Consider the following 23577-nt stretch of genomic DNA (forward strand, 5'->3'; position numbering starts at 1 on the left):
TCGGTTGACTGACCGCCGTACTTACTTGACCGCCTTGACGAACTCCGTGGTGTACGTCTTGCTCAGGTCGACGTTCGCGTTCTTGATGTTGGGGTTGAACGCCTTAAGCACCTTCTCCACGGTCTCGGGGCCGCCCTGCGGCATCACGCCGTCGTCGGTGAACATCGGCAGGGTGCTCTTGACGGACTGGGTGTAGAGCGCCTTGCCGCCCTGGGCGTAGTCGGCGGGCATCTTGGCGGCGATCTCGTCGGCGCTGTGGGTGGACATCCACTTGAGCGTCTTGACGAACGCGTTGACCAACTTCTGGACGGTGTCCTTGTGCCCGTTCACCCAGTCCGTCTGCATGTACAGACTTGACGACGGGTACGGCCCGCCCAGCGCCTGCTGCGAACCCTCCGGGGTGCGCATGTCGAGAAGGACCTTGCCCACCTTCTTGTCCAGGATCGTCGCGACGGTCGGATCGGTGGTCATGCCGCCGTCGATCGAGCCCTGCTGCAGCGCCGCGATGAACGTCGGTCCCGCGCCGACCGCGACCGGCGTGAACTGGCTGACGTCGACGCCGTTCTTGACCGCCAGGTACTTGGTGAGGAAGTCGGTCGAGGACCCGAGCCCGGTCACGCCCAGCTTGCGGCCCTTGAAGTCCTTGGGCGATGTGAGGTCGCCCGCGGCCTTGGCGGAGACGACCTCCACCTCGCCCGGCGCGCGCGAGAACTGGACGACCGACTCGACCGACTTGCCCTTCACCTGGAGGTCGAGGGTGTGGTCGTAGAAGCCGACCGCGCCCTGCACCTGGCCGGCGACGAGCGCGGTCTCGGCCTGGACCCCGGCGGGCTCGCTCATGAGCTGGACGTTCAGGCCCTCGTCCTGGAAGTAGCCGAGGCGCTGGGTGAGCATCGCGGGCATGTAGATGACCTTGTCGAGGCCGCCGACCATGATCTTGACGGTCTCGCCCTTGCCGCCGCTCCCGCCGCCGGAGCCGGCCGCGGAACCCGCCGCGTCGTTGGCGCAGGCGGTGAGGGAGGACAGGGCGAGCAGGCCGGCGGCGGCCAGGGAGGCGTGTCGGGCGGTCTTGCGCATGGCGGTTCACGTCCTTGTGAGAGGGCGGTGCGGGAAGGCGTGGGGGGCTGGTCCTGCGAAGGGCCGGTCGGCCGCGTCCGTAACCGGTGGGTCAGCTGTCGGAACCGGCGGGCTTCCAGCGGAAGATGCGTCGTTCGGCGAAGGTCAGCAGTCCCTCGGCGGCGAGGGCGACCACGGCGAGGATGACCATCGCGGCGTACACACCGGCGGCGTTGAAGGTGTTCTGCGACTGCGCGACGAGCAGGCCGATGCCCTTGGTCGCGCCGATGTACTCGCCGACGATGGCGCCGATGAGCGCGAAGCCGAAGCTGACATGGAGGCTGGTGAAGATCCAGGAGGTGGCCGACGGGATGACCACTTGGAGGGTGACCCTGCGGTCGCTCGCGCCCAGGATGCGAGCGTTGGACACCAGGTTGCGGTCCACCTCGCGGGCGCCCTGGAAGGCGTTGAAGAACACCGGGAAGAAGACCAGCACCACGGCGGAGGCGACCTTGGAGGACGGGCCGAGGCCGAACCAGATCAGGAAGACGGGAGCCAGGACGATCCTGGGGATCGAGTTGAGCACCTTGATGTATGGACCAAGCACTTCCGCGAGCAGGCTGATCCGTCCGAGCGCGATGCCGAGGAGGACACCGGCGACCACGCCGACGACCCAGCCGAGCAATGCCTCGTAGAGCGTGTACCAGACCTGCTCGCCCAGCGAGCCGAGCGCGGTGCCGTGCATGACCCAGGTGGAGATCTGGTCCCAGATCTTGGAGGGCATCGAGAAGTTGAACGGATCGATGACCTTCGCCCGGGACAGCGCCTCCCACAGGCCGAGGACGGCGACCAGGAGCACCACCCGCGTGGTGTTGACGAGGAGCTTGCGGCGGCGGGCCGCCTGGGCGCGGCTCCGGGCGCGGTCGGATGTCCTGGCGATGCCGGCGACCGGGGTGTCGAGAATCTCAGGCGACACGGGCCGCACCCCTCTCGCGGGTGATGCGGACCTCTTCGCCGAGGGACTGCCAGATCTCCCGGTAGATCTCGATGAAGCGCGGCTGAAGACGTACCGCCTCGACCTTGCGCGGCCGGGGCAGGTCGATCTGGAAGACCTGCTTCACGGTCGCGGGGCCCGCGGTCATCACGACGACCTTGTCGGCCAGCGCGATGGACTCCTCCAGGTCGTGGGTGACGAAGACGACCGAGGCGCCGGTGCCCTCCCACAGCTCCAGCAGTTCGTCCGACATCAGCGCCCGGGTCTGCACGTCCAGCGCCGAGAACGGCTCGTCCATCAGCAGGATCTCGGGGTCGTTGACGAAGGTGGCGGCGAGGGCGACGCGCTTGCGCTGCCCGCCGGAGAGCTGGTGCGGGTAGCGGTCCTCGAAGGCGGCGAGCCCGACCCGGGCGAGCCACTCACGGGCCTTCTGCCGGGCCTCGGCCTTGGGGACGCCGCGGAAACGGGGGCCCGCCATGACGTTCGACAGGACGGTGCGCCAGGGGAAGGTGGCGTCCTGCTGGAAGACGAAGCCGACTTTGTCGCCGACGCCGCCGACCGGCTCCCCGGCCACCAGCACCTCGCCCTCGGTGGGCTCCTCCAGGCCGCTGACCAGGGTCAGCGTGGTGGACTTACCGCAGCCGGTCGGTCCCACGACGGCCACGAACTCACCACGTCCGACGGTGAGGTCCAGACCGCGCACGGCCGTGTGCAGTCCCCCGGACGGGGTTCTGAAGGTTTTGCTCGCGCCCCGCAGTTCGATGGCAGGGCCGGTGTGTGCGCTCATGGTCCGGGACGGTAGGTCCGCCCCCGGCCCAGCAGCAGTCTTGTGTGCACAAGCGGTTCTTTTGCTCGCAAGAACCTGTTGTGCTCTTTTTGCTCACGCTACAACTGCGGAGCCGCAAAGGCGGGCCCGCCGCCCGCCGGCCTTGAAGGAGAGGCCTGATGATTGACGTCCTGGTGGTCGACGACGACTTCCGCGTCGCCGAGATAAACGCCAAGTACGTGGGAAAGGTTCCCGGATTCCGGGTGGCCGCCCGCGCGCACAGTGCCGCCCAGGCACTGGCCGCCGTGGAACGCGGCGCCATCGACCTGGTGCTGCTCGACCACTATCTGCCGGACCGTACCGGTTTGGAACTCCTCCAGCGCATGCGGGAGCAGGGTCAGGGCACGGACGTCATCATGATCACGGCAGCCGGCGACGTCTCAACCGTCCAGCAGGCGATGCGGCTGGGCGCCCTGCACTATCTGGTGAAACCATTCACCTTCGCCGCGCTGCGTACCCGGCTGGACTCCTACGCCGCGCTGCGCCGCACGGTCGACCGGGTGGGCGGCCGGGGCGTGACCGGCCAGGAGCAGGTGGACCGCATCTTCGGGGCGCTGCGGACGGCGCCCGCCCCCTCCGCGCCCGGCCTGCCCAGCGGCCACACCGCCCCCACGACGGACCTGATATGCGACGTCCTGTACGACGCCGACCATCCGCTGTCGGCCCACGAGGTCGCCGCCCGAACCGGCCTGAGCCGCTCCACGGCCCAGCGCTACCTCCGCCACCTCGAACAGGCCGGCCGCCTGCGACTCTCCCTGAAGTACGGCGACACGGGCCGCCCGGAGCACCGGTACGCATGGGTGGCGCCGTGACGCGCGGCCCCCGCTAGACGGCCCCGGCCCCGGTGAGAGAACGCACCTCCGTCTCCGCGTACCTGGCCTCGTCGGGGATCTCGTCCGAGGTGACCGTGCCCAGCCAGCCGGCGAGGAAGCCGAGCGGGATGGAGACGATGCCCGGGTTCTGCAACGGGAAGTACTGGAAGTCGACGCCCGGGAACAGCGACCCCGGGCAACCGGACACCACGGGCGACAGCAGAACGAGCCCGAGCGCCGGGACCAGCCCGCCGTACACGGCCCATACCGCGCCGCGTGTGGTGAAGCCGCGCCAGAACAGCGAGTACATCAGCACCGGCAGATTCGCCGACGCGGCGACGGCGAAGGCGAGTCCGACCAGGTAGGCGACATTGAGGTCCCGGGCCAGCAGCCCGAGCGCGATCGCCACGACACCGATCCCGACGGCGGCGACCCGCGCCACGGCCACCTCGCCGCGCGCCGCGCCCCGGGAACCCCGGGTGACCCCGGGGACCCCGCAGCGACGCGTACAGGTCGTGGGCCACGGAGGCGGAGGAGGCGAGGGTGACGCCGGCGACCACCGCGAGGATCGTGGCGAAGGCGACGGCGGCGACCACCGCGAACAGAACCGTTCCGCCGGTGGAACCCGCGCCGCCGCCCAGATCGAGGGCGAGCAGGGGCACCGCCGTGTTCCCGGCCGCGTTCCACCCGCGCAGGTCCGCCGGCCCCACGACCGCCGCCGCCCCGAACCCGAGGACGATCGTCAGCAGATAGAAGCCACCGATCAGGCCGATGGACCACACCGCGGAACGCCGGGCGGCGCGAGCGGTCGGCACCGTGTAGAAGCGGGACAGGATGTGCGGCAGCCCCGCCGTACCCAGCACCAGTGCGAGGCCCAGGCTGATGAAGTCGAGGCGGGCGGTCCAGCTCTCGCCGTACTTCAGGCCGGGTGCGAGGAAGGCGTCCCCGTGACCGCTGCGCCGCGCGGCCGTGACCAGCAGTTGGTCGAGGTCGCCGTGGAAGCGCAGCAGGAGGAGCACGGTCAGCGCGACCGTCCCGCCGAGCAGCAGCACCGCCTTGACGATCTGGATCCAGGTGGTCGCCCGCATCCCGCCCAGGGACACGTAGATCACCATGAGCGCACCGACCCCGATGACCGTCCACGCCTGGGCCGCCCCGCTCGTCCGCCCCAGCAGCAGCGCCACCAGGCTGCCCGCGCCGACCATCTGCGCCACCAGGTACAGCACGGACACCACGACCGAGGACGTGCCCGCCGCGATCCGCACCGGCCGCTCGCTCATCCGCACGGCCACCACGTCGGCCAGCGTGAACCGTCCGCAGTTGCGGACCAGTTCGGCCACCAGGAACAGCACCAGCAGCCACGCGACGAGGAAGCCCACCACGTACAGCAGCCCGTCGTAGCCGTACAGCGCGATCAGCCCCGTGACACCCAGGAAGGAGGCCGCCGAGATGTAGTCGCCCGTGATGGCAAAACCATTCTCCATCGGGGAGAACAGCCGCCCGCCGGTGTAGAACTCCTCCGCCGAACCATGCCGCCTCCGGCTCACCCACGTTGTGATCCCGAGGGTGACCGCCACGAAACCGCCGAACAGCAGCAGCGCCGGCGTCTGATGATCGCCGGTCACCGGACCCCTCCCCGCGCCTCACGGGCCAACTCCTGGGTGTCCCAGCGCAGTTCCAACGCCGCCCGGTCGCGCCGCAGCCGCGCGTGCCGGGCGTAGGCCCAGGTGAGCAGGAACGTGGTGAGGAACTGCCCGAGCCCCGCGAGCATCGCCACGTTCACCGCGCCCGCCACGGGTCGCGCCATCAGCTTCGGCGCGGTGGTCGCCGCGACCACGTACGCCACGTACCAGCTCAGAAAGACCGCGACTCCCGGCACCACGAACCGCCGGTAGCTGCCGCGCACTTCCCGGAAGGCCGCGCTGCGCTGCACCTCGACGTACACATCGCGGGCCCACGCCGCCGAGGCGTCCCGCTCCCCGCGCGCGGGGGGCACGGCCGGCGCGGGCGGTCCGGCCGCCGCGGGCATCGTCCCGGTGCCGTCCGACTCGCTCCAGCCCAGGGCCCGCGGGTCGAACCAGGGGTCCTCGTGTCGGACATCGCGGGCCGGTGCGCCGTGGTCCCTCCGGTTCTCGGCCGAATGCTCGGGACCGTCCCCTGCTCCGCGGGCACGATCGTTGCTTGACTGCATGCCCAAGGATGGACAGACCGGGAAGTTCCGTGACTCTTCTTCTCCGCGCTCTTCACCCGATCAGGTGACCTCACCCCGCGGGCGGCCGCACCAGGCCCTTGCCGTAGGCGTAACGCACCGCCTGCGCCCGGTCCTTGAGGCCCGTCTTGGCGAACAGGTTGTTGATGTGCGTCTTCACGGTCGCGGTCGAGACATGCAGTCTGCGGGCGATCTCCTGGTTGCTGAGCCCCTCGGCGATCAGCACCAGGACCTCGGTCTCGCGCGTGGTCAGCCCGTCCGGCGGGGCGGGCGCGGCAGGGAGCGGCTGGGGCTCGGCCTGCGACAGGCGCTCCAGCAGCCGCCGCTGCACGCTCGGCGACAACCCCGCCTCCCCCGACAGCACACTCTCCACGGCCCGCACGATCTCCTCGCCGCCAGCGTCCTTGGTCAGGTACCCCCGGGCGCCGGCCCGCAGCGCGGGAAACAGCGACTCGTCGTCGGCGTACGTGGTGAGCACCACCACCTGGGTCCCGGGGTACTGCTCCCGGATCCGCCGGGTGGCCTCCACACCGTCGCAGCGGGGCATCCTGAGGTCCATCAGGACGACGTCCGGGGCGAGTTCCCCGACCAGGCGCACCGCCTCCTCGCCGTCTCCCGCGGCGCCGATGACCTCGATGCCCGGCAGCAGACCGAGCAGCATCACGATGCCCTCCCGGACGACGGTCTGGTCGTCGGCGACCACCACCCGCGCCGGCTTCTTCTCCCCCTCCGCCTCTGTCATACCGGCACCTTCAGCGTCACCACGAAACCCTCCTCGTCCGGCCCCGCGTCCAGCGAGCCGCCCAGCAGCTCGGCGCGCTCGCGCATACCGAGCAGACCGTACCCGCCGCCGGAGGCCGTGAGGTCGCCGGGCGGTCCGCCCGAGTCCCGTACACGCAGCGTCACTTGGTGGTCGCCGTAGTCGAGTCGGAGGTCCACCTTGGCGCCCTGTGCGTGCTTGCGGACGTTCGTCAGCGCCTCCTGGGCGACCCGGCGCACGGCCTGGGACGCCTCGGCCGGCAGGGGTCTGGACTCACCCGTGACGGTGACCGCCGCGCCCTCGGCCCCGCTGACGAGTTCGCCGAGGAAGTCCTCCAGCGGTGTCAGTTCGCCGCGCAGCGCGGACAGTGCCTGTCTGGTCTCGGCGAGACCGTCGCGAGCCATGCCCCGGGCGGCCACCACCCGCTCCAGGATCCGTTCCCGGTCGGCACCCCGCTCGATCAGCAGCCGGGCCGCCTCCAGGTGCACGAGTTGCGCGGAGAGACTGTGGGCCAGGACGTCGTGGATCTCGCGGGCGATTCTGGCCCGCTCGGCGAGGGCCGCGGACTCGGCCTCGGCGGCTCTCGCGGCCCGCTCCTGGTCGAGGAGTCGCTGCGCGTTGCCGCGGGCCTCCGCGTCCAGCCGCAGGACGTAGCCGGCGAGGGCCATGCCCGCCACCGAGGCGGCGGTGGTGAGCCAGACGTCGTTGTTGAAGGCGGAGTACGCGGCGAGGCCGGCCGAGGTCACCGGGGTCGCGGCCGCGAGCGGGAGCCGCTCCAGGGCGGTGATCCCGCAACCGCACCAGAGGACGAGGGCGAGTGCCCTGAACCCCGTTGCCTCGGCGGCGACCGCGATGCCCATGAGCGCGGCCAGCAAGAGCATGGAGGGCAACAGGCGGTGCCGATAGGTGGTGCGGAAGAAGGCCCAGGCGAGGAAACCGGCGGCGACGACCCCCGCGAGCGCGGCGATTCCGGTCCAGACGCCGACGTGCTTCTGGTTGTACGCGCCCCACAGCAGCAGGGCGATCACCAAGGCCCTGACGGCCCAGGCGAGCAGACGGCGGGGGCGGGAGGTTCCGGCGCGGCCGAGCGCTTCCTTCGAAGGCCACCGCGTCCAGGCGTTCTCGGTCACGCGCGCTCCTCTCCCGCGGGGCCGCCGTCACCGTACGCCGCAGCGAGGCGGGTGGTGGGGCCGACGGGCTGGGTGATCAGGGACGTACGGGCGGCGAGGGTACTCGCGCGCCAGGTGAGGATTCCGGCGCGGACCAGCAGGGAGGCGGCGAAGCCGAGGAGCAGGGCGGAGCTGTGCTGGTGCAGGCCGAGCGCGGCGCCGACGGCGAAGACGCCGATGCGCAAGACGATGCCGGCGATCCAGACGGCGGCGCTCGCCCTGGTGCCCCTGCTCCACACGGCGCCGTCCGGCCCCGTCCAGACGCGGGTGGTCCAGGCCCAGCCCGCGCCCATGGCCAGGCCGGTGAGGAGTTCCACGGCGAGCACTGCGGCGGACTCGACCCGGTGGTGTGCGTCGAGGATGCCGGGCTCGCGCAGCGCTATGACGCCGAGGAGCAGGGGCAGCAGCCACCAGCGGCGGTCCGTGTCGATCGGGCGGGCGCGGAACTGCCGTACCAGCACGAGCGCGACGACGGCCACGAGTACCAGCGCGTTGGCGAGCCCCACCATCAGATCCTCCGTATGCGAGAAATCGGGTGCCGGGAGCGAGCGCTGCCCGACGCTCCGAAGTTACGGAGAATCCCAGGTCGGGAGATCGGAGCCGGGGTGGATCACAGGTGGAGATCTTGGATGACCGGCCTCCACCCATGGGTGGAGATGGATCAGGGCGGTCCTTCTCTGAGGGAGTCGGCACGTATCCGACCGATCGCGCCCGGGGGCGGGTTCCGGTGCCTGACCCCGGTGCTCGGGCTCGGTCGGGGCGGGGCGGCTGGAAGGGGTCGACGGGCGAGGAGGCCGGCATGAGGGATGAGTCGGCACGGCTGACGCCGGGAATCCGCCCGGGTCGGCGGCGTGGGCCGGCTGGGACGAGTCGGTGAACGGGCCGGGGTGAGCTGCTGCACGGCCCCGCCGAACCGCCCCGCCCCTTCCCCGAAAATGAACCGACGAAAGGGGACGTCGGCGCCGAGCCCAGGCGTGCGGCAGCCGCCGAGAGGACTCCGGCGCATGGGCAGGCCCGGCCGGCCCGGGGACGGGTTTCCCGGGCTGAGGCAGGGACCCGCCGAGGTCAGGGGCCCCGGCGCCCTTCCGCGGCGTGGCTCGAAGCGAACCGTCGGACGGAGCCGATGGCCCAGCCCGTGGTGGGCGGACGAGCGCGGTCGGGCAGCAGCCGGCACGCGGGCAGCCGGGAGAAGCAGAGGCGGGGAATGTCGGCCAGGACGCACGAGCCGTTCGAAACCCGCTCCCCATCGAGCCGGACGCCGAGCCGGATCGCGGTCGGCGGACCCTGCCAGGACCCCGACCGGCCTCGTCCGGACTCGGTCCGTGTCGCTGGAACCGAGTCGCACTGGCGTGTCCGTCCGGGCCAGGTACGGGTCAGGGTCCGATGACCGCGCCGCGGGTCCGCCCGGACCCCACCCCGGCCCGGCACCTGACAAACCGACCGGCGCCAGGGCGCCGAAGCGGGCGAGAACTCACGTCCGGGCCCCCGTGCCTCCCGCCCGAACCCCGTCTCCCCGCCACCCTGGAACCAACCGCGCACCGGTCCGCATCCACCCGGCCCGAAACACCTCAGCTGCCCCGACCCTCTCCGGAGCCGGCCCAGCGCACCCCGTCACAGCGGCGCGCCTTCGAGGTGAGGCCCCCAAGGCGCGCCCTCCGGACGAGACTTCCGAACACCCGCCCGCGCGGCGTCACGCGTCGATGCGGGAGCGGTCCAAGGTGGCTGCCGAGCTGGAGATGAACTCCTTGCGAGGGGCGACGTCGTTGCCCATCAGGAGATCGAAGACCTGTTCGGCGGCTTCGAGGTCGGAGAGGTTGATGCGGCGCAGGGTGCGGTGGCGGGGGTCCATGGTGGTCTCGGCCAGCTGGTCGGCGTCCATCTCGCCGAGGCCCTTGTAGCGCTGGATGGAGTCCTTGTACCGGATGCCCTTGGTCTGGAACTCCATGAGCTTGTCGCGCAGCTCGCGGTCGGAGTACGTGTAGACGTACTTGTCCTGCCCCTTCTTCGGCTGGACGACCTCGATGCGGTGCAGCGGCGGCACCGCGGCGAAGACCCGCCCCGCCTCGACCATGGGCCGCATGTAGCGCTGGAACAGCGTGAGCAGCAGACAGCGGATGTGGGAGCCGTCCACATCGGCGTCGGTCATCATGATGATCTTGCCGTAGCGGGCCTGCTCGATGTCGAAGGTACGGCCCGAGCCGGCTCCTATGACCTGGATGATCGCGCCGCACTCGGCGTTCTTGAGCATGTCGGTCACGGACGAGCGCTGCACGTTGAGGATCTTGCCGCGGATCGGCAGCAGGGCCTGGAACTCGGAGTTCCGCGCCAGCTTGGCCGTGCCGAGCGCGGAGTCGCCCTCGACGATGAACAGTTCGCTGCGGTCGACGTCGTCGCTGCGGCAGTCGGCGAGCTTGGCCGGCAGGGACGAGGACTCCAGGGCGGTCTTGCGCCGCTGCGCGTCCTTGTGCTGGCGGGCCGCGACACGCGTGCGGGCCGCTGCGACGACCTTCTCCATGACGACCCGCGCCTGGGCGGCCGCGTCCCGCTTGGTGGCGGTCAGGAACGCCTTCAGCTCCCTGGTGACCACCTGGTTCACGATGCGGCGGGCCGCCGAGGTGCCGAGGACCTCCTTGGTCTGACCCTCGAACTGCGGCTCGGCCAGGCGCACGGTGACGACGGCGGTCAGACCCTCCAGGGCGTCGTCCTTGACGATGTTGTCCTCGGCCACGCGCAGCAGCTTCTTGGCGCGCAGCACGTCGTTCATCGTCTGGGTGAGAGCCTGCTCGAAACCGGAGACGTGGGTGCCGCCCTTGGGGGTGGCGATGATGTTGACGAAGGAACGCAGGGTCGTGTCGTAGCCCGTGCCCCAGCGCATCGCGACGTCGACGCCCAGTTCGCGGGCGACTTCGGTCGGGGTCATCTGGCCGTGCTCGTCCAGGACCGGAACGGTCTCCTTGAAGGTGCCCTTGCCGGAGAAGCGGAGCACGTCGCACACCGGCTTGTCACTCGCCAGGTACTCGCAGAACTCGCTGATGCCTCCGTCGAAGCGGAAGGACTCCTCGCCCTTGCTGCCGCCCTCGCCGAGGCCGTACTCGTCACGGACGACGATGGTCAGGCCGGGCACCAGGAAGGCGGTCTGCCGGGCGCGCTGGTGCAGCGTGTCCAGGGAGAGCTTGGCGTCCTTGAGGAAGATCTGCCGGTCCGCCCAGTAGCGCACCCGTGTGCCGGTGCGGGTCTTGGGGATCTTCTTGGACTTGCGCAGACCGCTCTTGGCCTCGAACTTCGCGTCCGCTCCGGCGCCCGAGAAGGCGCCCGGCACGCCGCGCCGGAAGCTGATGGCGTGGGTGGAGCCGCTCCGGTCCACCTCGACGTCGAGGCGGGCGGAGAGGGCGTTGACCACGGAGGCGCCGACGCCGTGCAGACCACCGGAGGCGGCGTACGAGCCGCCGCCGAACTTGCCGCCCGCGTGGAGCTTGGTCATGACGACCTCGACGCCGGACAGGCCGGTCTTGGGCTCCACGTCCACCGGGATGCCGCGGCCGTTGTCGCGCACCTCCACGGACGCGTCGTCGTGGAGGATCACCTCGATGTGGTCGCAGTAGCCGCCGAGGGCCTCGTCCACCGAGTTGTCGATGATCTCCCACAGGCAGTGCATCAGACCGCGGCTGTCGGTCGAGCCGATGTACATGCCCGGACGCTTGCGCACGGCTTCGAGGCCCTCAAGGACGAGCAGGTGCCGCGCGGTGTAGTTGGAACCGTCCCGGTCTGCTCCTGCCAGCAGCGCTGTGGACGGCACGGACGTATCGGCGGTCACGCGGTTCGCTCCTCGCTGAATTTCAGGTTGCCCCCTCCTGGGTAAGGGGGTGGCTTCGGTCGCCCGTCAGAGGGTACCGATGCCTGGTAGAGCCGGTGTAACGCCACCCTCGTCGGCTACTCAGACTAGTCCAGGATCGCAAACACGTTCGATCCCTCGATGGGGTGAAGTACATATCACGTTCCCTTGGAGGCATGAACCATTTAGGCTCCGGGCACGTCCTCATGAACAACCGGCAACCCGGCCGGGAGGACCGAGATACTAGACAGCGCGAACCCGTAAGCAGACCTGACACGCACTACGGCACATTCGCCGCCAACCGGCAGCAGACAGCCACCCCGGAAAGATTTTTTCGAGGAAAAGCCACGAGCGGGAACGTTTTCGGGCTGGTTGGATGTTGACCCTGGTACGACAGCTCGTCGAGCTAGAGAAGAGGCGACGTGACTACTGTTCTGACCCCCGCGAGCCCGCTGACGGCCGCTGATCGCTGCGACCGCTGCGGCGCCCAGGCATACCTGCGCGTCGTCCTGCTCAGCGGCGGAGAGCTGCTCTTCTGCGCCCACCACGGTCGCAAGTTCGAGCCGGAACTCAAGAAGATCGCCGCTGAGATACAGGACGAGACGGAGCGGCTGACGTCCGCCCCGGGCAACGCCTCCGACGAAGAGCGCTGAATCTCGCACATACGACGACGAGCCAGCCCCGGCACAGGCCGGTGACGGGCGGCCGCCCCGGAGCGGCCGCCCGCGCTCGTATGCCCACGAACGCCCCAGGAGGCCCTCAGGAGCTTCTGCGGGGCCTCTCGCCGACCTTCCCGGGCGCTTGCCCGTTCCCGCCGTCACCGCCCACCCCAAGGGCGCGTACGACCTCGGAGACACGGGTGTAGACCCCCGGGCTACCCGCCCGCCCGCAGCCGCTGCCCCAGGACACGAGCCCGATCAGGTGCCCGCCGGCCACCAGCGGCCCTCCGCTGTCGCCCTGGCACGCGTCCGGACCTCCGGCGGCCTCTCCCGCGCAGAGCATGCTCCCGGCCCGGAACACGCCGTCGGGACCACCCGGGTAGGCACGGGCGCAGCTCTCGTCGGCGAGCACATGCACGTCGGCGGCATGGAGCCGGTGCGCGTATGCGCCGCCGCCGGTCAGGTCGCCCCAGCCGGAGACCCGGGCCCTGGTGCCCGGCGTGTAGGCCGGGTCGCCCGGCCCCGCCATGCCGATGACCGTCCCCTGCGGCAACGGCTCGGCGAGCGTGACGACGGCGAAGTCGCCGGAGTTCGTCGCGCTGTCGAAGCCCGGGTTGACCCGCACGTCCCGTACGGCGACCTCCTGGCCCTCGTCGGACAACAGGTCCGTGCGGCCCGCGATGACCTTGAGGTCGCGCGCGCGGTCGGGTGGCGCCCCGAGGACGTCGTCGGTCATGCAGTGGGCGGCCGTGAGCACCGTGGTACGGGCGATCGCCACCCCGCCGCAGAACTGGCCCGCCCGCGTGCCTCCGAACCGGTCACGGCTGGAGAGCGCCACCGTCCACGGGGCCTGCGAGACATCGATCGGGAAGCCTCCCACGACCACGCTCCGAGCCGCCGCGGGCGGCGCCATGGACGCGCCCACCAGGGGTATGGCGGTCACGGTGGCCGCCAGGACGAGCGGCCGGATCAGTGCACGGGCGACGGAACGGCGCATGCTGACTCCTCACTCAGGGTGGGAACTGGAACACCCAGAGTGATCCACATGGTCACGGCTCGCAGCACGAAGGCCCGGCTCCCACGTGGGGAGCCGGGCCTTCGGCGTCGTACGACCGGACTCGCCGACCGGAGCGGCGGACTAGTCGAGGTAGTCGCGCAGCACCTGGGAGCGTGACGGGTGGCGCAGCTTCGACATGGTCTTGGACTCGATCTGGCGGATGCGCTCACGGGTCACGCCGTAGACCTTGCCGATCTCGTCCAGGGTCTTCGGCTGGCCGTCGGTGAGGCCGAAGCGCATGGAGACGACGCCGGCCTCGCGCTCGGAGAGGGTGTCCAGGACGGAGTGCAGCTGCTCCTGGAGCAGCGTGAAGCTGACGGCGTCGGCGGGGACGACGGCCTCGGAGTCCTCGATGAGGTCACCGAACTCGCTGTCGCCGTCCTCACCCAGGGGGGTGTGCAGCGAAATGGGCTCGCGGCCGTACTTCTGGACCTCGATGACCTTCTCCGGGGTCATGTCGAGCTCCTTGGCCAGCTCCTCCGGGGTGGGCTCGCGGCCCAGGTCCTGGAGCATCTGGCGCTGCACGCGGGCGAGCTTGTTGATGACCTCGACCATGTGCACCGGGATACGGATGGTGCGGGCCTGGTCGGCCATGGCGCGGGTGATCGCCTGACGGATCCACCAGGTGGCGTACGTGGAGAACTTGTAGCCCTTGGTGTAGTCGAACTTCTCGACGGCACGGATCAGACCCAGGTTGCCCTCCTGGATGAGGTCCAGGAACAGCATGCCGCGGCCGGTGTAGCGCTTGGCCAGGGAGACCACCAGACGGAGGTTGGCCTCCAGCAGGTGGTTCTTGGCGCGGCGGCCGTCCTCGGCGATGATCTCCAGCTCGCGCTTGAGCTTCGGGGCGAGCTTGTCCGCGTTCGCGAGCTTGTCCTCGGCGAACAGGCCGGCCTCGATGCGCTTGGCGAGCTCGACCTCCTGCTCGGCGTTGAGCAGGGGGACCTTGCCGATCTGCTTCAGGTAGTCCTTGACCGGGTCGGCGGTGGCGCCGGCCGCGGCGACCTGCTGCGCGGGCGCGTCGTCCTCGTCCTCGTCGGAGAGGACGAAGCCGGCGCTCTCGGCGCCTTCGGGCTCGTCGCCGACCTTGGTGTCCTCAAGGACCTCGTCCTCGAGGATCTCGGCGTCGTCCTTCTTGCCCGTGGTCTTCTTGGCCGTGGTCTTCTTGGCCGTGGTCTTCTTGGCAACCGCCTTCTTGGCGGTCGTCTTCTTGGCCGCGGCCTTCTTGGCGGGCGAGGCCTCCTCGGCGGGATCAGCCGGGGCGGCGGACGCCGCGGGGGCGGCCGTGGCGGCGGTGGCCTTCCTGGTGGTCACCGTCTTCGCCGCGACCGTCTTGGTGGCGGTGCGCTTGGCCGGGCTCTTCGCTGCGACGCTCTTTCGGGTGCGCTTGGGCTCTGCTGCACTGACCATCAGCGTCACACCCTCTTCCTCCAGGATCTGGTTGAGGCTGCGCAGTACGTTCTTCCACTGAGTGGCCGGAATCTGGTCAGCTTCGAAGGCCCGACGCACATCGTCGCCGGCGATCTGCCCCTCAGCCTTTCCCCGCTCAATGAGCGCCATGACAGAGACGGACTCGGCGATCTCCGGCGGGAGCGTACGGGATGTGCTGGCCGACACGAACAACCTCTCGGAACGTTGGAAAACGGCTTCCGGCACCGTCCATTGCGGACGGCAGCCGACCACCGGCCTGGGGATGGGCCGACGGCGCGGGCGCGGGCCGGGGAGATGCACAGCGCCATGCATGGCGTCCGTATTCCCTCCGCGGCTGTCACCTCTTAGGTCATCGCGCTGTTCCCCTGAGTGTTACGCCCATTCTGCGTGGCCCGAGTCACACCCCGTAAGCGAACAAAGGCGGACAGATACGGACGAAATGGATCGCCTGCCGCAACCACCGGACCCCACCGGACCCCACCGGACTCCTGAGGATCCGGCGGGGTCCACCGGGGTCCGGCGGTGACGGGGACGACGGCCGGCACCCGGCCCGGCGCGCCGTGGGAACCGCGGGGACGCCGCACACCGACGACCGCACCGCCCGCGCGGGGCGGTCAGTGCTCGCGCGGGGCGGGAACCACCCGCTCCACCTCGGGCTGGACGGTCAGCAGCTGGCGCATGGCGGTCTCCGCCGCGCCGCCGTCGCCGGTGCCGAGGGCGTCGACGATGCGGGCGTGCTGGGCGAGGGAGGCGTCGTTCGGCCGGTCACAGGCCGTGACCGGGCCGCCGGAGACCTGGAGGGCGGCGCCGACGATGCCGGAGAGGTGCTCCAGCATGCGGTTGCCCGCGATCTGGATGAGCAGCCCGTGGAACTCGGTGTCGGCGCGCGAGTACGTGAGCGCGTCGCCCTGCGCCATGGCGTGGCTCATGATCTCGACCATGTCGGACAGGCGCTGCTGCACCTCCTCGCGGCCGTGCCCCGCGGCGAGGCGGGCGGCGAGCGGCTCGATGGTCCAGCGCAGCTCGCTGAGCTCGCGACGCTGGTCGTCGCGCTGGGGGCCGAAGGCCCGCCACTCGATGATGTCCGGGTCGAGGAGGTTCCAGTCACTGACCGGGCGCACGCGCGTGCCGACGTTCGGCCGGGCGCTGACCAGGCCCTTGGCCTCCAGGACACGGAGGGACTCGCGGACGACGGTGCGGGAGACCTCGAAGCGCTGGCCGATCTCCTCCGGCACCAGCGGACGGTCCGCGCCCAGGTCGCCGGAGACGATCATCTGACCGAGCTGCTGGACGAGTTGGCCGTGCAGCCCGCGTCCGCGGCTGCCCGTGGCGCGCCGGCCGACCCGGCCCAGCTCGGATTCCCCTCCGTCCCAGGCGGGCGCTCCGACGCGGTCGCCCACCGGGGCGTCGCCATAGGAGTAGCGGTCGAGTTCGCCCGGACCGACCAGACCGGAGTCGGTGGAGCGGGCGGCGGTCATCATGGTGTGCGCAAGGGTACTCACGAGTCCTTTGTCGGCGTCGGCTCCAACTCCCTTGAGGTCTTTGGTGAAAAGCACACGAAAGGGTGATCGCTCACCCCGTCGCAATTGACGCCTTATCGGAAAGAAACGAGCCGTCCACGGGGAGTTGTGGGCACAAGCGGCATCAGAACCGTAAGAACCGTGGTCATCAGGCCCTGCTGCGCAAGGTCGTGAACAGATACGCGCACAGCAGCGCCGTCAGGGACAACACCATTGCGCCACCTACGGGTTGGACGAGTACGCGCACCACCGCGAGCAGGTACCGGTCCCCGCCGAACGGCCACTGCAGCAGGAACACCTCCCGCATCCGCACCGGCAGATCGGCCACCGTCCGCACGGCCGGTCCCCGGAACGCCGAGTGCATGAGGGGCACGACGGCCACGGGTACGGCGAGGACGGCGGCGAGTCCTCCCGAGGTGGACCGGAAGACACCGGCCGCGAGCACCCCGGCCCAGGCACACCCGACGACGAGTCCGAACCAGCTCGCGGCCATCGGAAGCCAGTCCTCGGGGACCTGCGTCAGATCCCGCCCGTAGACGAGGTAGAGGGCCTGCGCGTCGCAGCCCGCGGTGAGGAAGGCGAGCAGTGCCGCGGTGACGCCGGAGACGAGGAGTTTCGCGGCCAGCAGCCCCAGCCGGCGGGGCACGGTGCCCCGGTCGGCCGCGAGGGCGGGATGGCGGAACTCGTCCCCGAAGGCCAGCGCCCCGAGCAGCCCCGCCGCCAGTGCCGTGGGCGGCAGCGGCAGCTCCCGCGGCCACGCCGCGAACAGCCGCGCCTGCGGGGTGTGGCCGATCCCGGCCAGCGCCACGGCGGTGAGGACGGACAGCACGAGCGCGGCGCCGCAGACCAGGAACCCGGTGCCGACTCCCGCGGCCCGCCGGATCTCGTAGCGCAGGGGACGGAGGGGGGCGGGGGCGGAGCGGACGGGGATGGGGGGCGGCAGGGGGGAGAGCGCGTCGAAGGCGCGGGTGCCGCCGGCCCGGCCGTCGGGGCCCGCCGTCCGCGGCCTGCGGATGGCCGGCTTCCGGGCTCCGGGCAGGAGCGTGCGCAGGGCGGAGATGCCCGCCGTGGCGATGCGGTTGGGCGCGGTGGGTGTGGAGACGGTTCCGGGCTTTCCCGGGAGGCGGGGAGGAACGGTTCCGGCGCCGAACGCCACGCCGCTTTCGGCTCGAAGCGGCGCCCCGGCGGGTTCGGCCGGCGAGACCGAGGCGATCCGGTTGCCCGAGCCGCCGGGCAGAGGCGACTGCTGGGGGGTGGGGGCCGGGGCAGGGCGTTCGGATCGCGGGGTGGTGGGCGGGTCGGGCGCGGAGAAGCCGAAGACGGTCCGTTCGCGCTCCGGTGCCCTACGGCCCGACGCCTGGTCCGGTGCGGTCGGCGCGCGCTCGGGCGGCGCGCCGGCCGCACCGGTTCCCGGCCCCATGTCCCCCAGCTCGTCGGCGAGTTGGTGGACGAGGATGCCGTGGCGGAAGGCTGTGTCGCCGACGACCGCGGTCGTGGTGCCGTACACGGAGAGGTGGTTGCCGCCCTCGCGTACGACCTCGACGGAACGGCGGCCGGTGCGGGCCTCCTTGGCGAGTGCGGCGGCGAGGCGCCCGGCGTGCGGGCTGCGCACGGCCACGCGCGGGCGCAGCCGGGTGCGCGCGAAGTCCCCCGCCTCCTGGTCGGCGACGACCCGGCCGGCGTCGAGGGTGACCACCCGGTCCGCGACACGCGCCGCCTCCCTCGGGTCGGCCGTGGTCGTCAGCACGGTGCCGCCCTGGTCGGCGTGGGCGCGCAGCATGCCGTACAGCCACCGCGCCTCCCCGAGGGAGAGGCCGCCGGCCGGATCGTCCAGGACGAGCGTGTGCGGGTCGGGCAGCAGGGCGCACGCCAGGCCGAGCCTGCGGTCCATGCCGCGCGAGAGCGTGCCGAGCCGTTCCTCGCGGAAGCTGACGAGGCCGACCGCTTCGAGGACCTCGTCGGCACGGCGCACCGGGACGCCCGAGGCCGCGCACAGCATGCGCAGGTGGCCGCGGACCGAGCGGGCCGGGTGCCCCGGCACGTCGCCGAGGAGCACGCCGACCTCGCGCGCCGGATGGGCGATCCGGTACAGGGGCCGCCCCCTGAAGTAGGCGATGCCCCGGCCCGGTTGCAGGGCGAGCATCAGCCTCAGCGCCGTGGTCTTGCCCGCGCCGACGGTGCCCAGGAGCACGGTGATCTGTCCGGCACGCGCTTCGAAGGAGACGTCGTCGACGGCGGGCGGCCGCGCCTTGCGGGAGGTACTGGTCAGTCCGAAGGCTTGGATCACCTGCAGCAAGATAGCGTGCGGTGTCCGGTTTTTTGATGTATGGGAGGTTTTGTCGACGAGTGCCACGCTCCCGCGCCGGTCCCTGTCCACCGTTCGACGCAACAGCGGCCCGGCTCCCCCGGCCGCGTCCGGGCTCCGCGCCCGTCAGACCTCGGGACGCAGCATCGGCGGATTGAGCAGCGTGGCCCCACCGGCCCGGAAGAGCTGGGCCGGCCGACCGCCCTGACGTGTGGTCGTGCCCCCCGTCGGAACGAGGAATCCCGGGGTCCCGGTGACCTTGCGGTGGAAGTTGCGCGGATCGAGGGCCACCCCCCATACCGCCTCGTACACCCGGCGCAGCTCCCCGACCGTGAACTCCGGCGGGCAGAACGCGGTGGCCAGCGACGAGTACTCGATCTTGGAGCGGGCCCGCTCCACGCCGTCGGCGAGGATCTGGGCGTGATCGAAGGCGAGCGGTGCGACGGGTTCACCGTCGCGGCCGTAACCGCTCTGCTGGAGCAGTTCCTCGACCGGGGCCCAGCGCGCGTTGCTGGCGTCCCCTCCCGCGCGGGGTGCGGGCAGGTCGGGGGCGAGCGCGAGGTGCGCGACGCTGACCACGCGCATCCGCGGGTCCCGATCGGGGTCTCCGTAGGTGGCGAGCTGCTCCAGGTGCGCCCCGTTGTGCTGCGCGGGGGCCGAGGGGTCGTGCGCGTGCAGCCCCGTCTCCTCCGCCAGCTCGCGCGCCGCCGCCTGGTTCAGGTCCTCGTCGGCCCGTACGAAGCCGCCGGGCAGCGCCCACCGTCCCTGGAAGGGCGACTCGCCCCGGCGTACCGCCAACGCGCACAGCGCATGACGGCGAACGGTCAGCACGACCAGGTCCACGGTGACGGCGAAGGGCGGAAAGGCTGACGGGTCGTAGGGCATGCCGCGATCATAGTCGTCTGCCTGACGATAAACACGCCCTTCGCCGGTCGCAGCGACGGCGCTTCCGCTTCGTCGCGTTATGGGCGGCGGGGCGGCTCCCGGCCGTTTCAGGGCATGGTCCCCTCCGTTCCTTCGGCGTGCCTACGCGTGCCGGCCGGGTGCCAGGTGCCTGCGCGCGGGGGCCGGCCGGCGGCCGGCCCGGGGGTCGCCGGGCGCCGCTGTCCGAGCACGCGGGCGGCGCGGGGACCCTCGCCGAGGGCGGCGACGGCGGACCTCAGCCGGCGGCGTCGGCGGATCCGCGCGGCCGGATCGGGCTCGCCGGCCGGTGCCGGGGCCGCCGGCGCCGGGTCGACCGGATTCCTGGTCACCGGTTCGGTGGTCGCCGCGGCCTTCACGGGCTCCGCGGCCGGCGCCTTCCCGGTCCGGTCCGCTCGCAGGCAGCGGCGGATCGACTCCACGTCGATCCCCTCGTTGCACGCCTGATGGAGGAGGCGGGCGAAGAGGTAGTCGGGATCGGCGCCCATCGCCATCGCCAGGGCCTCGCGGGCCTCGAGTTCGTCGCCCGTGGACCAGGCGACCCAGCCTGCCAGGGTCAGCGCGGGGGCGGCGTGTTCGCCGTAGGGTCCGACGCAGCGGCGGGCGAGGGCGCGCCAGAGCCGCAGCGCGGGGGCCGCCTCGTCGCCCTCCATCCACGCGGCGGCGCGGTCGCGGGTGGTGCGGTCCTGGAGGCCGAGGATCAGCCGGGCCGCCTCGTCGTGCCCGATCAGACCGTCGTCGCGCAGGTCGGCCGGAAGCGCGCCGGCGACCGGGGTGGCCGCCGCGAGGCGGTGCAGAAGCCGCTCGGCGAGGACGACGGTCTCCTCGGCCACCTCCGCACGGCCCGCCGCGTCGAGGATGCGGGGCACCAGAGCCGCGCCCGCCGCGTCGAGGGCGGCCTCCTGCTCCCGCGCCGCGGCGGCCTCCCAGGGCTGGAGCCGGACACGCAACTCCTTGAGGGTGCCCCGGACTTGGATACCGGCGTAGGTGGCCGCCGCGGCGAGGACCGAGGTGCCGGGCAGGCCCATCGGCGTCCCGTCCTCGGGACAGCAGTCCTCGGTGGGGCAGCAGTACGACCAGTACCGGCCGTCGGAGATGCACAGGGCCTCGATGACCGGCACGTCGAGGTCGCCGCACTGGACGCGCAGCAGGTGGACGAGGCGGGCGAGCCGGCGTTCGACGTCCCGGCCGCTCTCTCCGGGGCCGGGTTCCTGGCAGACGTAGGCCACCAGCTGTTCGGGCCTGGCGCCCCGCCGTTCGCTGCCGGTCACCAGGCCCCGGGCCAGTTGCCGTGCGGCCTCCTCCCAGTCCTCCTCGTGCGCGGGGATGCCGAGGCGGGCCCGGCCGCCGAACCTGCCCTTGCCCCCGCTGTCGTGCAGGGCGACCAGGACCATGCTGTCCTCCGGCCGGTAACCCAGCAGGTAGGGCAGGGCGTCGGCCAGTTCGGCCGGGGTGCGCAGGGTGACCTGCTCGGTGGATTCGCTGTGATGCGTCATGCGCCGACGATCTCGCGGATCCGGCGAGCCCGCTCGGGCCTGTGGATAAGTCGAATCAGGGACACGACAAGCCACTGGCCGTCGTCCACAGATCCGCCTCCGGCCCGCCCGTTCGTCGGTCCCGTCCTGTTGTATGGAACGCATGGAGCACGAGCACACGAGCAACGCGGATCTCCGGGCACGGGCGGACGCCGTCCTCGCCCGGCTCGTCGGGGACGCCACGGGCGCCGCCCGGCTGCGGGAGGACCAGTGGCGGGCGATCGAGGCGCTGGTCGCCGAGCGGCGCCGAGCGCTGGTCGTGCAGCGCACGGGATGGGGCAAGTCCGCGGTGTACTTCGTGGCGACCTCGCTGCTGCGGGCCCGGGGCAGCGGGCCCACGGTGATCGTCTCGCCGCTGCTCGCGCTCATGCGCAACCAGGTGGAGGCGGCGGCCCGCGCCGGCATCCACGCCCGGACCATCAACTCGTCGAACACCGAGGAATGGGAGGACGTGCAGGCCGCGATCGCCGCCGGCGAGGTCGACGTCCTGCTCGTCTCGCCGGAGCGCCTCAACAACCCCGACTTCCGCGACCAGGTCCTGCCCAAGCTGTCCGCGGCGACCGGCCTGCTGGTCGTGGACGAGGCGCACTGCATCTCCGACTGGGGCCACGACTTCCGGCCCGACTACCGGCGGCTGCGCACCATGCTCGCCGACCTCCCGCCCGGCGTCCCCGTGCTGGCCACCACCGCCACGGCCAACGCCCGGGTGACCGCCGACGTCGCCGAGCAGCTGGGTACCGGCGGCGGCTCAGACGCCCTGGTGCTGCGCGGCCCGCTGGACCGGGAGAGCCTGAGTCTCGGCGTGCTGCGGCTCCCGGACGCGGCGCACCGGATGGCCTGGCTTGCCGACCATCTCGACGACCTGCCGGGCTCCGGCATCGTCTACACCCTCACCGTGGCCGCCGCCGAGGAGGTCACCGCGTTCCTGCGGCAGCGCGGCCACACCGTCGCGTCGTACACCGGCAGAACGGAGAACGCCGATCGGCAGCAGGCGGAGGACGACCTGCTCGCCAACCGGGTCAAGGCGCTGGTCGCCACCTCCGCGCTCGGCATGGGTTTCGACAAGCCCGACCTCGGCTTCGTGGTGCACCTCGGTTCACCCGCCTCGCCCATCGCCTACTACCAGCAGGTGGGCCGGGCCGGCCGCGGTGTGGAGCACGCGGAGGTGCTGCTGCTGCCGGGCCGGGAGGACGAGGCGATCTGGGAGTACTTCGCCTCGCTCGCCTTCCCCTCCGAGGACCTGGTGCGGCGCACCCTGGACGTCCTCGCCCAGGCGGCCGGACCGCTGTCGCTGCCCGCGCTGGAGCCGCTGGTCGAGCTGCGCCGCTCCCGGCTGGAGACCATGCTCAAGGTCCTCGACGTGGACGGTGCGGTGCGCCGGGTCAAGGGCGGGTGGCTCGCGACGGGTCGGCCGTGGTCGTACGACGCCGAGCGGTACGCGTGGGTGGCGCGGCAGCGCGCGGCGGAGCAGCAGGCGATGCGCGCGTACGCGAGCACCACCGGGTGCCGGATGGAGTTCCTGCAACGGCAACTGGACGACGAGGGGGCCAAGCCGTGCGGCCGCTGCGACAACTGCGCGGGCCCGCGCTTCACCGCCGACGCCTCCTCGGCGGCGCTGGACGCGGCGCGCGGCGATCTGAGGCGCGCGGGGGTGGAGGTGGAACCCCGGCGGATGTGGCCGACCGGGTTGCAGGCCATCGGGATCGGTCTCAAGGGGCGTATCCCGGCCGGTGAACAGGCCGCGCCGGGGCGGGCGCTCGGCCGGCTCTCCGACATCGGCTGGGGCAACCGGCTGCGCCCGCTGCTCGCGCCGCAGACGCCGGACGCGCCCGTGCCGGACGACGTGGCGCGCGCCGTGATCGAGGTGCTGGCCGACTGGGCCAAGGGTCCGGGCGGCTGGGCGCCCGGGGTCGATGGGGCCCAGGCGAGACCGGTGGGGGTGGTCACCGTCGCCTCGCGCACCCGACCCCGGCTCGTCCACTCGCTGGGCGCGCGGATCGCGGAGACCGGGCGGCTGCCGCTGCTGGGGTCCGTGGCGTACGACGAGGACGCGCCCCGGATGTCGCGCAGCAACAGCGCGCAGCGGCTCAAGGCCCTCGACGGCGCGTTGACGGTGCCGCCCGTCCTCGTGTCGGCGCTGGCCGCGGCCGACGGCCCGGTGCTGCTGGTCGACGACTTCACGGAGACCGGCTGGACCCTCGCGGTCGCGGCGCGGCTGCTCCGCCGCTCCGGTGCGAAGGGGGTGCTGCCGCTCGTCCTCGCGGTTCAGGGCTGACGCCGGTCGTGGGGAGGTCCCGCCCACATGTCAGGGATCTTCCAGGGCCGCGCCGGAGGGGCACGGCACGCCATGCGTCATCCGCCCGGCCTATGGGTAGGGATATAAGCCACGCACCATCCGATAACCGGCGGCGACCCCAATTGCTCGTTGCCGCATTCCAGTTCGACAGGAAGAATTGAGATCCGCTCCCCGCACGGCCTGTCCGTGATCCGG

17 protein-coding genes and 1 pseudogene are annotated in these 23577 nt (G+C 71.8%); 3 read left to right on the forward strand and 15 right to left on the reverse strand.

All coding sequences use genetic code 11. The features are described from left to right. Positions 1-21: 21 nt before the first annotated feature. From QSK45_RS04285 to QSK45_RS04295, 3 genes are all read right to left on the reverse strand, one after another. Positions 22-1077: an ABC transporter substrate-binding protein gene (locus QSK45_RS04285; RefSeq protein ID WP_285553288.1), complete on the reverse strand. Its 1056-nt coding sequence runs from the start codon at positions 1075-1077 to the stop codon at positions 22-24. Positions 1078-1168: 91 nt separating this feature from the next. After that, on the reverse strand, positions 1169-2032 hold the full coding sequence (locus QSK45_RS04290; protein WP_285553289.1) for an ABC transporter permease: 864 nt from the start codon (positions 2030-2032) through the stop codon (positions 1169-1171). After that, positions 2022-2837, reverse strand: coding sequence for an ABC transporter ATP-binding protein (locus QSK45_RS04295; RefSeq protein ID WP_285553291.1), 816 nt, complete (start codon positions 2835-2837; stop codon positions 2022-2024). Before QSK45_RS04295 ends, QSK45_RS04290 begins: the two co-directional genes overlap by 11 nt. A gap of 158 nt (positions 2838-2995) precedes the next feature. Here QSK45_RS04295 and QSK45_RS04300 point away from each other — a divergent pair, with 158 nt between their 5' ends. Continuing rightward, the gene (locus QSK45_RS04300) at positions 2996-3688 is read left to right on the forward strand and encodes a response regulator (protein WP_285553292.1); all 693 of its coding nucleotides are present in this window, start codon (positions 2996-2998) and stop codon (positions 3686-3688) included. Positions 3689-3701: 13 nt separating this feature from the next. On the opposite strand, the pseudogene QSK45_RS04305 reads toward QSK45_RS04300, so the two are convergent. The 6 genes and pseudogenes from QSK45_RS04305 to QSK45_RS04330 form a co-directional block, all read right to left on the reverse strand. Continuing rightward, positions 3702-5313, reverse strand: a pseudogene (locus QSK45_RS04305) (solute symporter family protein). After that, entirely contained in the window at positions 5310-5879 is a 570-nt protein-coding gene (locus tag QSK45_RS04310) for a DUF485 domain-containing protein (protein ID WP_285553294.1), read from the reverse strand. The pseudogene QSK45_RS04305 and the gene QSK45_RS04310 overlap by 4 nt, the downstream one beginning before the upstream one ends. 70 nt (positions 5880-5949) lie before the next feature. Next, a complete protein-coding gene (locus QSK45_RS04315; RefSeq protein WP_285553295.1) occupies positions 5950-6639 on the reverse strand; it encodes a response regulator transcription factor in 690 nt (229 codons plus the stop codon). Further along, the gene (locus QSK45_RS04320) at positions 6636-7787 is read right to left on the reverse strand and encodes a sensor histidine kinase (protein WP_285553296.1); all 1152 of its coding nucleotides are present in this window, start codon (positions 7785-7787) and stop codon (positions 6636-6638) included. The genes QSK45_RS04315 and QSK45_RS04320 overlap by 4 nt, the downstream gene beginning before the upstream one ends. Further along, complete coding sequence (locus QSK45_RS04325; RefSeq protein WP_285553298.1) at positions 7784-8335, reverse strand: DUF1453 domain-containing protein; 552 nt, start codon at positions 8333-8335, stop codon at positions 7784-7786. Before QSK45_RS04325 ends, QSK45_RS04320 begins: the two co-directional genes overlap by 4 nt. 1181 nt (positions 8336-9516) lie before the next feature. After that, positions 9517-11640: a DNA gyrase/topoisomerase IV subunit B gene (locus tag QSK45_RS04330; protein WP_285553300.1), complete on the reverse strand. Its 2124-nt coding sequence runs from the start codon at positions 11638-11640 to the stop codon at positions 9517-9519. 440 nt (positions 11641-12080) lie between these two features. Here QSK45_RS04330 and QSK45_RS04335 point away from each other — a divergent pair, with 440 nt between their 5' ends. Continuing rightward, positions 12081-12311 (forward strand): DUF7455 domain-containing protein, encoded by a 231-nt coding sequence (locus QSK45_RS04335; RefSeq protein ID WP_285553302.1) that lies wholly within the window; start codon positions 12081-12083, stop codon positions 12309-12311. A 106-nt stretch (positions 12312-12417) separates the two neighbouring features. Here QSK45_RS04335 and QSK45_RS04340 read toward each other — a convergent pair whose 3' ends face one another. The 6 genes from QSK45_RS04340 to QSK45_RS04365 form a co-directional block, all read right to left on the reverse strand. After that, entirely contained in the window at positions 12418-13314 is an 897-nt protein-coding gene (locus QSK45_RS04340) for a serine protease (protein WP_285553304.1), read from the reverse strand. Positions 13315-13455: 141 nt separating this feature from the next. After that, on the reverse strand, positions 13456-14991 hold the full coding sequence (locus QSK45_RS04345) for an RNA polymerase sigma factor (protein ID WP_285553306.1): 1536 nt from the start codon (positions 14989-14991) through the stop codon (positions 13456-13458). A 428-nt stretch (positions 14992-15419) separates the two neighbouring features. Continuing rightward, positions 15420-16307: a FadR/GntR family transcriptional regulator gene (locus tag QSK45_RS04350; RefSeq protein WP_285553308.1), complete on the reverse strand. Its 888-nt coding sequence runs from the start codon at positions 16305-16307 to the stop codon at positions 15420-15422. 166 nt (positions 16308-16473) lie between these two features. After that, entirely contained in the window at positions 16474-18612 is a 2139-nt protein-coding gene (locus tag QSK45_RS04355) for an ATP-binding cassette domain-containing protein (protein WP_285553310.1), read from the reverse strand. Positions 18613-18756: 144 nt separating this feature from the next. Beyond that, positions 18757-19515: an NUDIX hydrolase gene (locus QSK45_RS04360; protein ID WP_285553311.1), complete on the reverse strand. Its 759-nt coding sequence runs from the start codon at positions 19513-19515 to the stop codon at positions 18757-18759. Between the two features lie 107 nt (positions 19516-19622). Then, on the reverse strand, positions 19623-21047 hold the full coding sequence (locus QSK45_RS04365) for a DUF4192 domain-containing protein (RefSeq protein ID WP_285553313.1): 1425 nt from the start codon (positions 21045-21047) through the stop codon (positions 19623-19625). A gap of 133 nt (positions 21048-21180) precedes the next feature. Between QSK45_RS04365 and QSK45_RS04370 the strand changes: the two genes are divergently transcribed. Further along, positions 21181-23361 carry a RecQ family ATP-dependent DNA helicase gene (locus QSK45_RS04370; protein WP_285553315.1) on the forward strand — a complete coding sequence of 727 codons (2181 nt, stop codon included), beginning with the start codon at positions 21181-21183 and terminating at the stop codon, positions 23359-23361. Positions 23362-23577: the final 216 nt, after the last annotated feature.

It is taken from the genome of Streptomyces hygroscopicus subsp. hygroscopicus (assembly GCF_030269125.1).
GTDB classification, from domain to species: Bacteria; Actinomycetota; Actinomycetes; order Streptomycetales; family Streptomycetaceae; genus Streptomyces; species Streptomyces hygroscopicus_C.

Coding starts and splice junctions, on each gene's coding strand:
- QSK45_RS04300 (WP_285553292.1), top strand. CDS start 2,996: ATGATTGACGTCCTGGTGGTCGACGACGACTTCCGCGTCGCCGAGATA.
- QSK45_RS04285 (WP_285553288.1), bottom strand. CDS start 1,077: ATGCGCAAGACCGCCCGACACGCCTCCCTGGCCGCCGCCGGCCTGCTC.
- QSK45_RS04315 (WP_285553295.1), bottom strand. CDS start 6,639: ATGACAGAGGCGGAGGGGGAGAAGAAGCCGGCGCGGGTGGTGGTCGCC.
- QSK45_RS04340 (WP_285553304.1), bottom strand. CDS start 13,314: ATGCGCCGTTCCGTCGCCCGTGCACTGATCCGGCCGCTCGTCCTGGCG.
- QSK45_RS04360 (WP_285553311.1), bottom strand. CDS start 19,515: ATGCCCTACGACCCGTCAGCCTTTCCGCCCTTCGCCGTCACCGTGGAC.
- QSK45_RS04370 (WP_285553315.1), top strand. CDS start 21,181: ATGGAACGCATGGAGCACGAGCACACGAGCAACGCGGATCTCCGGGCA.
- QSK45_RS04325 (WP_285553298.1), bottom strand. CDS start 8,335: ATGGTGGGGCTCGCCAACGCGCTGGTACTCGTGGCCGTCGTCGCGCTC.
- QSK45_RS04295 (WP_285553291.1), bottom strand. CDS start 2,837: ATGAGCGCACACACCGGCCCTGCCATCGAACTGCGGGGCGCGAGCAAA.
- QSK45_RS04365 (WP_285553313.1), bottom strand. CDS start 21,047: ATGACGCATCACAGCGAATCCACCGAGCAGGTCACCCTGCGCACCCCG.
- QSK45_RS04310 (WP_285553294.1), bottom strand. CDS start 5,879: ATGCAGTCAAGCAACGATCGTGCCCGCGGAGCAGGGGACGGTCCCGAG.